Below are 16,312 nucleotides of genomic sequence, written 5' to 3' on the forward strand. Positions count from 1 at the left end.
TTAGACGGCTATACATCTATTTTTGGCAATGATAGCATCGCTCGTGCGAAAGCACCATCAACAAAAAAGGGGCCCTTGTGCAAAGTAAATTACCTAATTTAGGCGTGAGTATATTCTCGCAAATGACTGGTTTGGCTAATCAGTATCAAGCACTTAATTTGTCTCAGGGTTTTCCTGAATTTGATGCACCGACACTGTTAAAAGAGCGACTGGCGCATTACAGTCAAAGTGGTTTTAACCAATATGCGCCATCGAGTGGTGTACCTGCTTTACAACAGCAAATCGCGGAATTGGTTGAGCGCAAGTATGGCCTGGCGGTGAATGCAGAGCACTCTGTTACGGTGACATCGGGTGCAACCGAAGCCTTATATGTGGCTATTCAGGCATTAGTCAGTCCTGAAGATGAAGTGATTGTATTTGACCCAGCTTACGACTCTTATAAGCCAGCGATTGAGTTAGCGGGTGGTAAAACCGTGCATATCGCGCTAACCGCACCAGATTATAAAGTTGATTGGCAGCAAGTGGCTGAGGCAATTACAGATAAAACAAAAGCCATTATTATCAACACCCCACATAACCCAAGCACTAAGACGTTAAAGCAAGCTGACATTGAGTCGTTAAAGGTTTTACTAGAGCAGCACGATTTATATTTGATCAGCGATGAAGTGTACGAGCATATTTGCTTTGACGGGCAAGCGCATCTAAGTGCTTTACGTGATGAAAGTTTATTTGCTCGTAGTTTTGTGGTGTCGAGTTTTGGTAAAACATTTCACTGTACAGGTTGGAAAATGGGATACTGTGTTGCGCCTGCGGCATTGATGACGGAATTTCGTAAAATCCACCAGTATGTCAACTTCTCGAGTTTCACGCCAGCCCAGTTGGCTATCGCCGATGCGATGGCCGAGCAGCCTGAGCACATTGACGAGTTAAGCGCGTTTTATCAGCAAAAGCGCGACCTGTTAATCGAAGCGCTTGCACCGAGTCGCTTTAAAATTTTGCCAAGCGAAGGCACTTATTTCTTATTACTCGACTACAGTGATATTTCTGAATTAGACGATATGGCTTTTTGCGAATACCTTGTTAAAGACGAGGGCGTTGCTGCAATTCCGTTGAGTGTATTCTATAACCAAGCACCAAACGACAAAGTGATCCGTTTGTGTTTTGCTAAAGAAGACTCAACATTGATTGCTGCTGCGGAGAAGTTATGTCAGCTATAAACTCAGAAAATTTAAAAGTTGCCTTAGTGCAAAGCGATATTGTTTGGTTACAGCCGCAGCAAAATCTAGACAACCTAACGATGAAATTGCAGCACATTGAGTCGGTTGATTTAATTCTCTTACCTGAAACCTTTGCCACAGGGTTTGCGATTAACCTAGATGTTGCAGAAGCTGAGCAAGGGCCAGTTTTTAACTGGATGCAAACGCAAGCGGCAGCGCAAAATGCGGTGGTTGCGGGTTCTGTACTGGTTGAGCAACATGGCAAGAAAGCCAATCGTTTTTACTGGTGTTGGCCTGATGGCAGCTTTGAATTTTATGATAAGCGCCATTTATTTTGCTTAGGCAAAGAAGGTGACTTTGTGCGAGCAGGCGATTCTCGTAAAGTTTTCACAATTAAAGGTTTCAGATTGTTGCCGCAAATTTGTTATGACTTACGCTTCCCAGTGTTTCAGCGTAACCGTAACGACTATGATGTGATGGTTAATGTGGCAAACTGGCCAGCAGCGCGTCGCCGCATTTGGGATACCTTGTTACAAGCCCGTGCCATTGAAAACCAATGTTACGTGTTAGCCAGTAATCGCGTAGGTGATGATGGTAATGGCGTTGCGCATAATGGCGGAACAGCAGCCTATGACTTTGTTGGTGAAGCTTTGGCTTTGGGTGAAGATAACAAGTCTGGCGTTGTGATCACTGAGCTTAGCAAAGAGAAACTTGAGCAATTTAGAAAAAGCTTTCCTGCTCATTTAGATGCGGATGATTTCTCGATTAATTTTTAGATATTAATCGGCTAATTAACCAAAGCTCTGATTAATTATATAAAAATGGGCGCGTAAATACGTGCCCATTTTTGTTACTCATGCCAAAGTGTATTATTGAGGATTGGTATTAAAGCTTTTCTAAGATAGATTCCGCTTTTGATACTTCAAATTCACCGGCTGCTTCTACTGCAAGCTCAGTAACCACGCCATTTTCAATGATCATGGCATAACGCTGTGAGCGCACACCGCCAAAGCTGCCTGTTTCTTTATCTAGACCAATGGCTTTTGTGAATGCCGCATCGCCATCTCCTAACATCATTAATTCGCTCGCATTATGTGCTTCGCCCCAAGCTTTCATTACAAAAGCATCGTTAACTGACACACAAGCAATAATATCAACGCCTTTTGCTTTGATTTGATCTGCAAGTACCACATAGCCTGGTAGGTGAGCAGCAGAGCAAGTTGGTGTGAAGGCGCCTGGCACGGCAAATAACACAACTTTTTTATCTGCAAATAATTCAGTCACTTGGTGGTTTTGCATGCCATCAGCAGTCAGTTCGGTTAACACAACATTTGGTAGGGCTTGGCCTTGTTCGATCATGATTTCTTCTCTCAATATAATTAACTTTACAGAGTGTAGCCTCAAAATTGATTGATAAACACCGAGAAAGAGTAGGGTTTCTTCTGTGTTTAATTAATGTAAATAAAATGTTTATTTTTGATTTTCTTGATGGTAGGTTATTTCTTGCTCAATATTGAGTGAAACTAAAATATTAATAAGGAAAATTAAGATGAAAAAACTAATCGCTTTGATGGCACTTGTCGTGGGCCTGTTCTCAACAAATACCTTCGCTAATTCTGTATCATGCTATGTAGATACAATGAAATATGACAACTACACGCAGAATAGATGTTTTGGTGGTGAAACTTATCCAAATTTCTCTCCAAAGGTTGTATTTAAAGTGAATGCTTCAAAAGAAGTTGCACGTGTTGAGTGGAAGTTCAGCGGTATGTATCAATCAGCAAGTGTTGCAAACTGTACAGGCACAACATGCATTGTTGATGTTTATCAAACAGAAGGATACATGACTGCATGTGTAGATAAAATTTACTACAAAGATTACACATGGGCAGATGTAAACTGGTGTGCAGATGCTGAGTACATGTATACTCGAAACGGTATGTGGAACTAATACGTTTCTGAGTTGAAACAATATCAAGTGCCATCATCATGGCACTTGCATTAGATTTACAATTTATTTAAAGCATGCACCATCGCTTCTGCGACAGCCTTCGATGATTGAAAATTAGTACCAGTTATTATTCTTCCATCAACTTCAACATAAGACTGATTGCGTTCACCCTACTTAAATGCGCTACCGCTTTGCTTTATGAGTGTTTCGATTTCAAAAGGAAACTCTTAGTGGTAAGCAGCATCTGTTCTTTCAAAAGCAATAGGGTAAGCGTTTCTTCAAAGCAGTATAAAAACTAACGGCTTTGACGCGAAAGCTTAGGCTCGATAATAAGTAGCACCAAGCCCGCAACTGTGCTTAATAAGCCGAAGAATTGCATCAGTACGTTTGCGAGACGAGATTGTTGCCTATTAGATGTAACAACTTGCCTGAATAATCTTTTATCTTCACCGATGGCAGTAGTAAATTCTGTTCCTTTGTAAGTGTAAGTTAATACAATTTCTACTGACTTTCTTTTATGCATTTCTTGCTTTTTAATTTCTCTTTGTTCTGGCGTATTTGTAAGCCTTGCCCAAACTGTAAAGATATCTTCAGGCTCGCCTGCTAATACTACACCCTCAGAGCGATATTCATATAAACGTTCTGATAAGAGTACTTTTTGAAAACCGACATAAAAGACTGCAGAACCTAGGGCAATTAAAAGCATGGCGCTATAAAGTAATCTGCGCTGCTTATGCTCAAAGGTAACTTGCTGTGAGGCGTACCAGTTATCTAAGTCGGGGGTTTGTTTTAGCGACGCCATATTGCCTTTGTCTTTTAAACCCGACATAAATGCATCGACATCCATTGATAGCGCACTGAGCAATTGCCTAAAAACCTCATTAGAGGGAGTAGATTTATCATTCTCAAGTTTTGATAAATAACTTTGCTCTACCTGCATACGTTCAGCAAACTGTGGTTGGCTTAATGCCATATCTGTACGTAGCTGTTTGATATATTGTCCGAGTGTCATAACCGATTCCTGTTGTTGTGGTAATTGACGCCTTATTCTTGGTAATTCATCCATAAATACCAACATGAATATTTAAGAATGTTTATGAATATTAAGCTTTTTTATTTTAATTCTATGTTTGCATCGCGTTTTTGACATGTTTTGCAATGGCCATGCTGGCTGTGAGTCCGGGAGACTCAATACCAAATAAGTTTACTAGACCCGTAATACCATGTTGCAGCTCGGTTTGAATGACGAAATCTTGTTGACCGCTTAAAGTGAGCTTAGGGCGAATACCCGCATAGTCACAATGTAGCTTGGTTTCGTCTAAGTAGGGCCAGTAGCGTTTTATAGCCGACACAAATTTGGCTTTTTGTGTTGCGTCAGTTTGATAATTCAGGCTATCGATAAACTCGGTATCAGGGCCAAACTTGAGTTGATTAGCCATATCCAAAGTGGCATGGATCCCCAGGCCATGCTGTTCAGGTACGGGGTAAATAAGATGTTTAAATGGGTGTTTACCCTGGTAGGTAAAGTATTGGCCTCGGCAGTAACGAAGCTCAGGAATTAAAGCGTGATTAATTCCCTCAATGTGGTGCGCAATATCTTGTGCAAATAGCCCCGCAGTATTAATAAGGTTCTTACAATGTAACTGCATTTCTTCGCCATTACAGCTTAAATAGACCACAAACCCATTTTCATCCGGTACGGCTTTCACAAAGCGTGTGTTTGCAACATATAGGCTCTGATTTTGCTGAATCTGTGTGATGAAAGAGCACATCAGCTGGTGACTATCAATGATACCAGTTGAAGGAGAGTAGAGCGCCGCGCATAGATTAAGATCGGGTGCATAGTTTGGTTGTGATTGCTTTGAAAGCCAGACTAGGTCATCAACGCCATTGTTAAGTGCTTGTAGGCGTATGGCTTCGAGCTTTTCTGCTTCATCATGGTTTTGTGCAATTAATACTTTACCAATGGGTTTGACGGGCACATGAAATGCTTGGCAGTGTTTGTAAAGGTGTGCTTTACCTTGCACACAGAGCGACGCTTTTAAACTATTTTTGGGGTAATAAATACCAGCGTGGATGACTTCGCTGTTACGGCTTGATGTATGCTCGCCAAAGTGGGTGTTTTGTTCAATCACTAATACATTTTGTGATTGACTGAGCTCGGCACCGATTGCTAAACCGACGACGCCAGCGCCAATCACTAAGGTTTCTACTTTATCCAAAACATCATGCTCTTAACCTAATATGCCATGATTTTAACAAGCAGAGAGATCCGTTGTCAGTGATTAGTGCTCTTCATTTTTCATCAGCAAAATAGTGAGGTAAATCTTAGTGGGTAATGAGCAAATTAAGCCAATCGCAATACAAGACGCGCCTATGATAAAACCAAGTGGCCCTAAATGGATTAACCATTCTTTGCTAATGATAAAGTGGCCCGCCATGATCAGGATTAAACCAATTACGATGAAGACTTTTAGCAATTTTATCTGTTTTTGAGAGGTCATAACTAGGCTCCAAATACATGCTCCACTTAGGAGGTAATTAGAGCCTAACTTGTAAAACAGTAGTGCGCGATAAACTACACTAGATATTGTTGTGCTAAATCAAACAAAGCATATTAAACAGGTCATGTGTAGTTGAGATGGCTAAGTTGCGATTTAAACCGGCAACTTGTTTGCGCGCTCAATAACCGCAGCTGTCATACGTGAAATACAGCACAATTCGCCTTTTGCATTGGTGATTTTGACTTCCCATACAGAGGTGCGCTTACCTAAATGCAGCGGTTTTGCTGTGGCAGTTAGAGTACCATTACGAGACGCCTTGAGATGATTGGCATTTATTTCTTGGCCAACACAATAAAACTGTTCAAAGTCGACAGCAAAATTTGCGGCGTAGCTGGCGACAGTTTCTGCAAGGGCGACATTTGCGCCGCCATGCACCATACCAATTGGGTTATGATGACCGGCTGTTGCAGGCATGGTTGCTACTAGGTAGTCATCACCAATTTCTGAAATTTCGATCCCTAAAGTTTTCATTAGGGATCCTTTGCCATGTAAACCTGCATCTAGTTTCTGGCATAACTCAAGTGTAATGGGGTGGTACCAAATAGACATTTTACATACCTGTTTATTTAGGGGGTTAACCAAAAGAGATAGGTCGGCGACCAGTATCGCTGTCTTTTTTGTTCTTACGGCTACGGCTACGTTTGCGTTTAGTAGGGGCTTCTTCTATAGGTGGCGTAGGCTCTGCCTTTACTGCAGGAGTAACGCCCTCAGCCAAAGTCAGTAAAAAATCTTCACCATTAAAATGTAGGCTGTCACCAGAGTACATTTTTTTACGCTTAACAGTGCATAGTTCCATATTTACACCTACATAACCATCGGCGATCAGCTGTTTTGCTTGACCGCCAGTTTCGGCTAAATCTAGCACTTTTAATAGGTTACATAGCTCTATAGGCTCTTCTTCTAGTTCAATTTCAATGTATTCAGGTTCGTAGTCAGACATATTGCTAACCTTAAAAATCGTCTTTGCGACAGTATAACGCTTAGTTGAGATGAATGACGAAACTTTTTCACGAGCAATTCTGTCATATATTTTATGGCGCTTGTCATTTTTCTGCAGCAAATAACGGGTAACTTGCGCGTCGCTTTTAAAGAGTTAGGAGTAGGGTAGATATGGGTGTAAGAAGTCAGTTAAGACGTGAACTAATGAACCTAGAAGCCAATGGGCTAATGACCGCAGATGATGTAAGAATGTATTTAATGCAGTCTAAAGAGTTATTTCGTCAGACAGGTCTCAGTTTGGTGGCACGATTTAATGCCCATCATAATAAAGTGTTGGCAGGATTACCAAGCCATGAAAAAGGCCTTGAGCATCAACAACACAAATTGTTTAAAGAAGTTTTATACCCACGTAATTCAGTTCAGAGTTGGCTTTCAAAGGCGCATTAATTGAAAGTAATTTTCTGGGCGTTTTAGTCGCAGTAATTGACAGCCTAGAGGCATGTTATGTAGGCTGGCCTAAAAAATAGGCACGGAGCCAGTCAATTGAATTATAAACACCTTTCTACATCTATTATTGGTGTGCTGATGCTTTCAGCCTGCCAGCAACCCGTTGTGCATATTTATCATGAAGGGTTATCCGATACACAGCGTTTTCAACTAAAGCAACAGTTTGAGCAGCATAAAATACACTATGAATTTACTCAGCTAGCTACGCCTGACAAGTATAGTACGCCACACTTACTCTATTTTCCTGGCGATGTGACAGAGGCTTATATTCAAAATGTTGAACGTATCGTCAAAGGTATGGGCTTCGATAGGTTTGATAGCCAAGTATTTAGTCATACAGGGCATTATTATACGAGAGGTAATCTAGGCCTCTATTTTCCGAGTGCTTACTCAGAGCGGGTATTACCTGAATTGCTGTTTGCCCATAACTGTGGTGATCAAGACTTTCAAATTAATATTAAAACTAACGGTCAATGGACAGCGATGAACAGTCCAGTTGATATAAAGGGCTTAAAATTAGAGTGGGAGTTTAGCGAACCATTTTTGACGCTAAGAAGGCACTTTGATGATGGCACATATCAACAGCAAGCGTATCAAGCTAAACAACATCAAGTTAGAACATTACAGGGCTACAAGCCAGCGGTAACCTATGAAGTATTAGGACACCGCACCTACTCGTTTAGTTTATTCAATTGCGACCTGCAGGCGATATTTGCTGATTAATGTTCTGCCAATAACTTATTTGCATCAGCCAAACGCAGTAGACCCTGCTTTATGGCCGGTAGATTGGGTTTGAAAGGCACATGGCTGGCCATCATGTCATTCAGTACCGGAAATTCGTGTAAGCTTTGCGCATAAATTGCTTGGGCTTTTTGCGTTAATAAGAAAGCGATAAATTTCTCCGCATTTTGTTTGTTCGGAGCGTGTTTTGCGATGGCGGCTGTAGTGGTAGAAACTGGTGTGAGGCCGTCTTCAGTTTGTAAGAAATGAATGCTTAATTTTTTTGCTAGCATTTGGTCACGTTTGTTATCAGCGCGCTTCATCATATGCCAATAGTAGTGGTTGGCAAAGGCGAGTTTACAGTGCCCTTTTGCTAATGCTCGTAATTGGTCGCGATCTCCACCACTTGGTCGTTTGGCTAATAATTTATTACCGAGCTTTAACCAGTCACTGTCTTTTCTATTATTTGTAGTTAGTAATGCAGCGGTTAAAGTTGCATTGTAGTTATGTTGCCAATCCCGAATGCATAGGGAGCTTTGGTATTCTGTTTGGTCTAGCTTTGCAAATGTTTTTGGTATGGCTAATGATGCTTTTTCAGTCAGGCTAAATAGCGCTCGGGTTCGCATTGAAATACTCACCCAGTATCCGTTTTCATCATAGAGTTCATTAGCTATATTTTGCCACGTTGCTCTACGCTCAATAGGCTGTAGCAAATCCTTATGATTATGAAGCTGAGCGAGATCAGAGCTTAGAATTACATCTGCTTGAGATGCTTCCCCATCTTGCTTTAAACGCGCCAGCAATCGCTTAGATTTACCGTTTACTAGATTTACTTTAATACCAGACTCGGCTTCAAATTGAGTCAGTACCGGTTTGATCAATTCATATTTACGAAAGGAATAAATATTAATTTGCGGTGATTGAGCGTATACAGCGGTTGTTTGTCCCACAAATAGGGATAAAATAAAAAGAAAGCTTTTCTTCATTGCAAATAAGAATTATTATCGGTTCTATATAGGATACAGTGCTTTTTTATACGATGTCTATAGTGACCCGAGTTATTTCTTTTTTGCGCTCACCATTACAATCAGGGACGATTTATTGCGGACTCTTTATTTGTTTGATGGCCTATGTAGGTGCCGTGGTAAACGAGTATTACCACAAACAAGAAGCGCAGAGCGCAGATTTGCAATTAGTTCAATATGAGTATCAGCTCAACTCTAAACTGGATCAGTTAGGCCACCTAATCTATGCCATAGATGCGTTTTTACCAGCGACATCGACACAGTCTCTGTTTCACCAAGTTGCACATTCTCAGTTATCTAATAGTGAACTACCGATTAGTTTAGAGGTTTACCATGCCATTACTACTTCTGATGTGGCACAGCTTGAAAAGCTATATCAAGAAAGTGGCTCATTTGACTTTAGAGTGCAGATACCAGAGTTAGACTCACCAGAAGATAGCTTTTTTACTATCGTCAATGCTGCCCCTTTAGCAGACTATGGACACACCTTAGGTGAAAGCTGTGTAACCAAAGCAACTTTTAACCAAACGCTTTTTGATAGCCAAACATTGCAGACGCTTAGCTGGGAAGATGGGAACAAATGGAGCTTAATTTTACCTCGCCCACAAGAGTTTGGCTTACAAACTGCGATAGGCTTGAGTTTTGAACTTTCGTTATTGCTAGAAGGCCTATTTGGACAAGTGTATCAAAATACTCAGCAGCATCTGAGGGTATTAGCAGATAAGCGTGTTGTGTTTAATAGTGATTGGCAAGATGCTTATCGGCTCGCTGAGCTAGTACCTAAAGTATCTAGAGCAGTAGATTTTTATGGTCATACTTTAACATTGCAGCTTTATACAAAGAAACAACTAAATCCTAACTTGTTGACCAGTCGGCAACTTATCATTATTGGTTTTGTTTTTGTTGCTAGTATTTGTGGAATCTTAGTGTGGTTACAGCTAAGAGCATTGGCCAACCGAAATCAAACCATCAACAATTTAGTCATAGAGCGAACTGCCAGTCTAGATCAAGCGAATCAAAAGATATTAAGAGAATCTGATAAACGTCTACAGGCCTTACAACAACAGGTTGTTGCAGAGCGAAAATATAAAAGTTTGTTTGTGAATAGTCGAGAAGGTCTGTTTGTTTTAAATCATAGAGGACAGATCATCGAAGCAAACCCGGCTTTTAAACAGCTATTAATGGGTGAAGCTACACCGATTGATAAACTTCTACTTGAAGATTTTATACTCGATGAAGAGGTGAAAGTTTTATGGCAGCAAGTCGTCTCTGATAAACAGCAGCACAAAGAGTTAGACTGGTTAGCACGCAGTGAGCAACATGGCACGATATGGTTGAGGCAGAGCGGACATTGGTTACATCATCCAGATGCCGTATTGTATGAAGGCAGAATCACAGACATCACCCAAGATAAGTTATTCAACGAACAACTTAAGTATAAAGCACGCCATGATAATTTAACTGACTTACTTAACCGTTTGGCATTTTTGAAGTTGGTCGATGAGGCTAGAGAGAGTAGAGGGAAGACTTTTATTTTGCTCTATATCGATTTAGATAGATTTAAATTGATAAATGATACTTTGGGGCATTTGGCTGGTGATAAGTTGCTGGTGGAGTTTGCAGGCCGTATGCAATTATTACTTGGTAGTTTTGCAGATATTGCACGCCTAGGTGGTGATGAATTTGCTGTGTTATTTGACTTAGAAAATTTAGATAGGCCACTTGAAGGCATACTTGAAGATATGTTGTCAGAGATCCGCAAACCATTTACTTATAAACAACATACACATAGCGTAAGTGGCAGTATCGGTGTGCGCACATTCACAACGCCTTGTACTAATGTTAAAGCTGAAAAACTGTTACATGATGCCGATATCGCGATGTATGAGGCGAAGAAACGCGGCAAAAATGCGTTTCATATCTATACCCGAGACATTGCATGTCAGGCTGCGCGCAAAATTGAGATTGAGCGCGCACTTCAAGATATAAACTTAGATCAAGAACTGGCCTTAAATTTCCAGCCAATCTTTTGTCAGCATGGCAAAGTATTAAAAGGTTTCGAAGCTTTGCTAAGGTGGCAAAGTCCAAATTTGGGCTTTGTGAGTCCTGCCGAATTTATTCCTATCGCAGAAGAATGTGCCAAGATCACTATGCTCGGTCAGTGGGTTTTTGCAAAGGCGATGTCCTTTATGAAACGCCATAGTGATAGTGCTATTTTTATGAGTGTGAATGTTTCGCCTTTGCAGTTACAGAGCCCGCAATTTATGGCTTGGTTGACCCAACAATTTACGCACTCAGCATTGCAGCCTGAGCAGTTCAAAATTGAATTAACTGAGTCTGCGATGATGGCAACCGAAGATAATCTTATAGAGCCACTCGAAGTACTACATGAGCAAGGGTTCGGTATTTATATTGACGACTTTGGCACAGGCTACTCAAGCTTGGCGCGCTTAAACCATTTACCCGTTGACGGTCTTAAAATAGATAGAGCATTCATAGAAGGAATAGAGAGTGGTGAAAAACCAAGGCAATTAATAGAAGCTATTTGTGCAATTGCAAAAAGCTTTAATTTGGTTGTCACAGCCGAAGGTATTGAGCAACCAGAGCAGTTAGACGTTCTCATGCAATTACACTGTCAACAAACCCAAGGATACTATATGAGTCGCCCATTAAATATAGATGACGCCAGTTCATTGTGTGCTCAGCAAAGGTTAGCCATAGTCAGTTAAACTGGGCATTCAATATAGGCTGATATATATTGCGCTGTAGAGAACGATTTTTAGCGATCAGTTTGGCTAGAATAAAGGGAAGAGAATGAAAGTATCACAGATATCTATCGGGCTGGTGGCTGCGCTACTGCTCTCAGCCTGCACCAGCTTAGTGGAAAAAGGTGACAAGTTGTATGGTCAAGGCATGTACCAACAGGCTGCAGAATTCTACGAAAAAGCGCTTTTAGAGGACCCTGAAGACGTAGAAGCAAAGCAACGCCTTGCTGAAACCCGCAGTAAAATTATCGATCGGGGTTTAATTGAAGTGCGTATGTTGCGCTTGGGGGCAAACTATAGAGGTGCAGCCAGTAAACTAGAGTCCTTACTTGCTAGTCAAAATCAATGGCATGTTGAGACGATGGGCGCGCAGGCAGCGACACAGCGTGAAGAAGTGCAAGCAGTTGAGGGCTGGTTAAAAACCGAAGCTAAACAACTTGCAGGCTTATCACAACCAGATCCATTTAAGTGGTTCGAGCATGAATATCGTAATTTAATTGCCAATGCGCAGCTTAAAGGTGAATTACAGCAATACAGAAGCACTTTAAATAAAGCTGGCAAACAACAATGCCTAGCTTTGGCAAAGCAGGTTCAAGGCCAGCGTTTTTATTTACATGAGTTGACTCAGCGATACTGTGCTCTGTGGCAACAGCCCGTAACTCTCACATTAGATAAGTCTGACAAATCAAGATTTACTGGTTTAAAAGTAAGTAAACGTGAACGCTTTAATACACCAGATGCTCAGGGCCATCGCTATGTGTTAAGAAATGCACAAGCTGATATGGAACAAGCCTTTCAATCTAGTCCATGGTTTAGTCATGCAGGAGCTGATACTTTACTTCTTACCTTAGAAGGTAAAGTTCAATACAGGAAAAAAACAGCTCATCGACAAGTCGAAAAGCGATATGTGATTACTGAACTTAAGCCGGATCCAAAAGATGTAAATAATAAGCTGGCAACGGATGTTGAAAAGGCATTTGCCTATCAGCTAAAAGAGCATCAAGAAACCTATTCAGTGAATGTAAGTTATTCGGGTAATTTGCTGGGACTGCGCTTATCGAATAGTGAATCAGGCTCTTATGATAATCTCACCCGCAGTCATAATATTGAGTTTGCAGAAGCTGATGTCGCTCCACTCAGTGCTGATTATATCAATCAGGTGCAAAAGTTTGAGCAGCACTTAACGCAATTAAGTACTGACTTTAGTAGTGATCTGAATAAACTTTGGCAGCAAAGGTATTGCTCTATGGTTAATCAGTCATTTGTCGCTGAGCAGGCTTTACGCTGTGCTCAGATTGAACCTGATAATGACTTTGTGAATCGTTGGGCTAAGCAAACATTTGGTGTGGACTATAAAGCGATGCAGGTGCTTTACGGAATTTAATACAATTAAAAAAGCGAAGCCTTACTCAAAAGTGCTTCGCTTTTTTATTTAACTTGTCCAAGCTAATCGGACGAGTCACTCGGGCGAATCATTCGTACGAGTAACTTGTTCCATAAGTCCAACAAGTAAGTTTAAGCCTCTAATCTCGATACGATAAAGTAAGGATTGAGGTAACTTTCTTTTTGATTGTACGTCAGTGCTGAACCATCAACTTGGGTAATGGTCGCGCCTGCAATTTCTGCCACAGCATGACCTGCACCTGTATCCCATTCAGACGTAGGACCTAAACGCGGGTAAATATCTGCTTCGCCCTCTGCGACTAGGCAAAGTTTTAGTGAGCTGCCTTTCGGTACCATTTCTACATCATCAAACTGCTCAAGATAAGCGGCTAAATCAGGTGATGGGTGTGAGCGAGAGCCCACCACTTTGATAAGACCAGTATTGGCTTTCTGAGTGACTTTGAGTTCTATACGTGCTTCGTCGCATTGCTTGAATGCACCGACGGCTTCTGCAGCAAGGTAACTGACATTTAAAGCGGGTGCGTGCACCACGCCTAAAATAGGTTTGCCAGCTTTGATAAGCGCGATATTAACGGTAAACTCGCCATTCTTTTTAATGAATTCTTTGGTGCCATCAATTGGATCAACTAGCCAATATTGGTTCCAAGTTTGACGTGTTGTCCAATCAATACCAGCACTTTCTTCGCTTAATACTGGAATATCGGGGGTAAGTTGTTGCAAGCCAGCCGCAATGACTTTGTGTGCAGCCAGATCCGCATCGGTCACAGGGCTTTCATCTTCTTTATATTCAACATTAAAGTCTTTAGCATAGATGCCCATAATGGCATCGCCTGCTTCAACGCTCAGTTGTAAAATTTCTTCTAACAGATCCGTTTGATTCATTACTTATCCAATTACTTGCTTGTCTTTCAGATACGCTACCAGTTGTTGTACTGATTGTTCAAGGCTATTCGCGCTGGTATCGATGCGGATCTCAGGATTAACAGGCACTTGGTAATCAGAATCTATGCCCGTGAAGTGCTTAATTTCACCTGCGCGCGCTTTCTTGTATAAGCCTTTCGGGTCGCGTTGCTCACAGACATCTAACGGCGTATCTAAAAAGACTTCGATGAATTCACCGTCACCGACAAGGTTACGTACCATGTCGCGCTCAGCTTGGAATGGCGAGATAAACGCGGTGAGTACCACAAGTCCTGCGTCTACCATAAGCTTGCTTAGCTCACCAACACGGCGAATATTTTCGACGCGGTCTTCATCGCTGAAGCCTAAGTCTTTGCATAAACCATGGCGCACGTTGTCGCCATCAAGCAGGTAAGTGTGCACGCCTTGCTGGTGAAGGGCACTTTCTAATGCGCCTGCAACGGTACTTTTACCTGAGCCTGAAAAACCGGTGAACCATAAAATCACTGGTTTGTGACCTTTTTGCTCGCTGCGTTGTGACTTGTTTACGGCATAGTTATGCCAAACGATATTTTCATCCATTGCATCACCTATTTAAAAAGGGAAAACCAGCGGTATTAAGGTCAACACCGTGATTGAATAAATAATTGAAAGCGGTAAGCCGACCGTAACATAGTCTTTAATACGGTAGTTACCTGCACTGTACACCATGAGGTTGGTTTGATAGCCAAATGGTGAAATAAAACTCGCCGATGCGCCAAATGCCACTGCCATCACAAAAGGTAATGGGCTCACATCAAAACCAATGGCGAGTGCAAAGGCCACAGGGAAAGAAAGTGCTGCCGCTGCGTTATTGGTAATGAGTTCCGTGAAAATCACGGTCATCACAAAAATAGCGATAAAAGCGCCATAAGGGCCGAAGTCGCCAAGCAGATAAAACAGCGCATCTGAAATTTGTGATGCCAGTCCGGTGTCTATCATGAGTTTGGCCAAACCAATGGCACTACCGACAATGGCAAGCAGTTCAATCGGGAAGCGACGCTTTAGCTCTGTCACTTTTACTGCGCCCATCGCAAATAGCGCGATTAAAAATACCAGTAACCCTTTAACCAATGGTACCACATCAAAAATGCTTAACCCGATAACGGCCACAAAACCCGCTAATACCAAATTAGACTTTTTCGACTTAAGATGGGTTTGTAAATCAAGGCCTGATATATAAACGAACTCACGCTTCAAGTTAGGCAACTGATAGAACTCTGAGCCCGGTGCCAAAATAAGAGAGTCACCCGCCTGTAAGCGCACTTGCCCTAAACCCCCTTGTAATCGGTCATGACCACGGCGGATAGCAATGACGGCTGCGTGAACTTGTTCACGGAAACGCACCTCTTTGACAGTTTTACCGACAAAGCGAGATGACTGGCTGATCACCACCTCAACTAAATGTTCAACGTCTTTTTCATGCTTGTCATGGACGATTTTCAAACCATCAAAACGTTGTAATAAAGGCACTGATTTTATATCGCCAACAAATAATAAGATGTCGCCTTGTTGAATGACTTGTTGAGGCGTCACGGCACAAATACGGCGGTCACCATGAATGATTTCAGCTAAGAATAAATCTTTTAAATCACGCAGACCGTTTTCTTCTACGGTGCGGCCAATCAGTTTTGAACCAGCTTCGACTTTGCCTTCAAGATAAAAAGGCACCACCTCTTGGTCTTGTTTACCGTGATCAGGTAAATACTTCAGTAGCACGATAATGGTGATCAGGCCGACACTGAGTGCGCCTAGGCCCACTAAAGTAAAATCAAAAAAGCCCAATGGTTGCATGCCCGCTTCAACGGCAAAACCATTGACGATTAAATTTGTAGAGGTGCCGATAAGGGTTAAGGTGCCGCCTAAAATGGCGGTATAAGACAGCGGTAATAATAATTTGGAAGGCGAGTGGGTTGGGCTATCTTTTATCGCTGAAATTAACGACGCCACCACTGCGGTATTATTAGTAAAAGACGATAAAAACGCAGTGGATAAGCCAAGCTTCATCACCGATTTAGAAAGACTGCCTTTTGCTAACGATTGTGCAAGGCCTTGCACTAGGGTTGTTTTCTCGATGGCAATCGACACCAAGATCAACAGAATAAGGGTAATAAGAGACGGGTTAGCATAGTTGGCTAACATTTCTTCTAACTCAATGAGACCCGTTAAATAGCCGGTGCCAATGGCACCGACAAATAACCAAGCTGGATTTAGGCGAGTGCCAAAGAGGCAACCCACCAATGCCAGCATAATGCCTGTTAATATGATCTGTTCGTACATC

General features: G+C 41.8%; 17 protein-coding genes. 7 read left to right on the forward strand and 10 right to left on the reverse strand.

Features of this window, described 5'->3' with window-relative positions; translation table 11 throughout:
• Positions 1–122 precede the first annotated feature (122 nt).
• The gene (locus PP2015_RS00885; protein ID WP_058031502.1) at positions 123–1,217 is read left to right on the forward strand and encodes a methionine aminotransferase; all 1,095 of its coding nucleotides are present in this window, start codon (positions 123–125) and stop codon (positions 1,215–1,217) included.
• The gene (locus PP2015_RS00890) at positions 1,205–1,993 is read left to right on the forward strand and encodes an amidohydrolase (RefSeq protein ID WP_058028487.1); all 789 of its coding nucleotides are present in this window, start codon (positions 1,205–1,207) and stop codon (positions 1,991–1,993) included. The genes PP2015_RS00885 and PP2015_RS00890 overlap by 13 nt, the downstream gene beginning before the upstream one ends.
• A 109-nt stretch (positions 1,994–2,102) precedes the next feature.
• On the opposite strand, the gene PP2015_RS00895 is transcribed toward PP2015_RS00890, so the two are convergent.
• A complete protein-coding gene (locus PP2015_RS00895; RefSeq protein WP_058028488.1) occupies positions 2,103–2,576 on the reverse strand; it encodes a peroxiredoxin in 474 nt (157 codons plus the stop codon).
• Between the two features lie 190 nt (positions 2,577–2,766).
• On the opposite strand from PP2015_RS00895, the gene PP2015_RS00900 reads away from it, so the two are divergent.
• On the forward strand, positions 2,767–3,168 hold the full coding sequence (locus tag PP2015_RS00900) for a hypothetical protein (protein ID WP_058028489.1): 402 nt from the start codon (positions 2,767–2,769) through the stop codon (positions 3,166–3,168).
• Between the two features lie 295 nt (positions 3,169–3,463).
• On the opposite strand, the gene PP2015_RS00905 is transcribed toward PP2015_RS00900, so the two are convergent.
• The 5 genes from PP2015_RS00905 to PP2015_RS00925 form a co-directional block, all read right to left on the reverse strand.
• Positions 3,464–4,180, reverse strand: a complete 717-nt coding sequence (locus tag PP2015_RS00905) for a helix-turn-helix domain-containing protein (RefSeq protein ID WP_058028490.1) — start codon at positions 4,178–4,180, stop codon at positions 3,464–3,466.
• Positions 4,181–4,292: 112 nt separating this feature from the next.
• Positions 4,293–5,390 (reverse strand): NAD(P)/FAD-dependent oxidoreductase, encoded by a 1,098-nt coding sequence (locus PP2015_RS00910; protein ID WP_058028491.1) that lies wholly within the window; start codon positions 5,388–5,390, stop codon positions 4,293–4,295.
• Between the two features lie 63 nt (positions 5,391–5,453).
• Positions 5,454–5,672 (reverse strand): hypothetical protein, encoded by a 219-nt coding sequence (locus PP2015_RS00915; protein ID WP_058028492.1) that lies wholly within the window; start codon positions 5,670–5,672, stop codon positions 5,454–5,456.
• Positions 5,673–5,825: 153 nt separating this feature from the next.
• Positions 5,826–6,281, reverse strand: a complete 456-nt coding sequence (locus PP2015_RS00920) for a PaaI family thioesterase (RefSeq protein ID WP_058028493.1) — start codon at positions 6,279–6,281, stop codon at positions 5,826–5,828.
• Between the two features lie 25 nt (positions 6,282–6,306).
• A complete protein-coding gene (locus PP2015_RS00925; protein ID WP_058028494.1) occupies positions 6,307–6,672 on the reverse strand; it encodes an RNA-binding S4 domain-containing protein in 366 nt (121 codons plus the stop codon).
• 170 nt (positions 6,673–6,842) lie between these two features.
• Here PP2015_RS00925 and PP2015_RS00930 point away from each other — a divergent pair, with 170 nt between their 5' ends.
• Together PP2015_RS00930 and PP2015_RS00935 are read left to right on the forward strand one after the other, a co-directional pair.
• On the forward strand, positions 6,843–7,118 hold the full coding sequence (locus PP2015_RS00930) for a hypothetical protein (RefSeq protein ID WP_058028495.1): 276 nt from the start codon (positions 6,843–6,845) through the stop codon (positions 7,116–7,118).
• A 96-nt stretch (positions 7,119–7,214) separates the two neighbouring features.
• Positions 7,215–7,901 carry a hypothetical protein gene (locus tag PP2015_RS00935; RefSeq protein ID WP_128724858.1) on the forward strand — a complete coding sequence of 229 codons (687 nt, stop codon included), beginning with the start codon at positions 7,215–7,217 and terminating at the stop codon, positions 7,899–7,901.
• On the opposite strand, the gene PP2015_RS00940 is transcribed toward PP2015_RS00935, so the two are convergent.
• Positions 7,898–8,779: an extracellular solute-binding protein gene (locus PP2015_RS00940; protein ID WP_237113196.1), complete on the reverse strand. Its 882-nt coding sequence runs from the start codon at positions 8,777–8,779 to the stop codon at positions 7,898–7,900. The genes PP2015_RS00935 and PP2015_RS00940 overlap by 4 nt on opposite strands.
• A gap of 143 nt (positions 8,780–8,922) precedes the next feature.
• On the opposite strand from PP2015_RS00940, the gene PP2015_RS00945 reads away from it, so the two are divergent.
• Together PP2015_RS00945 and PP2015_RS00950 are read left to right on the forward strand one after the other, a co-directional pair.
• Positions 8,923–11,652, forward strand: a complete 2,730-nt coding sequence (locus PP2015_RS00945) for a putative bifunctional diguanylate cyclase/phosphodiesterase (protein ID WP_227009212.1) — start codon at positions 8,923–8,925, stop codon at positions 11,650–11,652.
• Between the two features lie 85 nt (positions 11,653–11,737).
• Positions 11,738–13,072, forward strand: coding sequence for a tetratricopeptide repeat protein (locus PP2015_RS00950; protein ID WP_058028499.1), 1,335 nt, complete (start codon positions 11,738–11,740; stop codon positions 13,070–13,072).
• Positions 13,073–13,203: 131 nt separating this feature from the next.
• On the opposite strand, the gene cysQ is transcribed toward PP2015_RS00950, so the two are convergent.
• From cysQ to PP2015_RS00965, 3 genes are read right to left on the reverse strand one after another with little or no spacing between them, the layout of a single operon-like run.
• Entirely contained in the window at positions 13,204–13,974 is a 771-nt protein-coding gene (gene cysQ / locus PP2015_RS00955; RefSeq protein ID WP_058028500.1) for a 3'(2'),5'-bisphosphate nucleotidase CysQ, read from the reverse strand.
• Positions 13,975–13,977: 3 nt separating this feature from the next.
• On the reverse strand, positions 13,978–14,574 hold the full coding sequence (cysC, locus tag PP2015_RS00960; RefSeq protein WP_058028501.1) for an adenylyl-sulfate kinase: 597 nt from the start codon (positions 14,572–14,574) through the stop codon (positions 13,978–13,980).
• A gap of 12 nt (positions 14,575–14,586) precedes the next feature.
• Positions 14,587–16,311 carry an SLC13 family permease gene (locus tag PP2015_RS00965; protein ID WP_058028502.1) on the reverse strand — a complete coding sequence of 575 codons (1,725 nt, stop codon included), beginning with the start codon at positions 16,309–16,311 and terminating at the stop codon, positions 14,587–14,589.
• Position 16,312 lies beyond the last annotated feature (1 nt).

The organism is Pseudoalteromonas phenolica (assembly GCF_001444405.1).
GTDB classification, from domain to species: domain Bacteria; phylum Pseudomonadota; class Gammaproteobacteria; order Enterobacterales; family Alteromonadaceae; genus Pseudoalteromonas; species Pseudoalteromonas phenolica.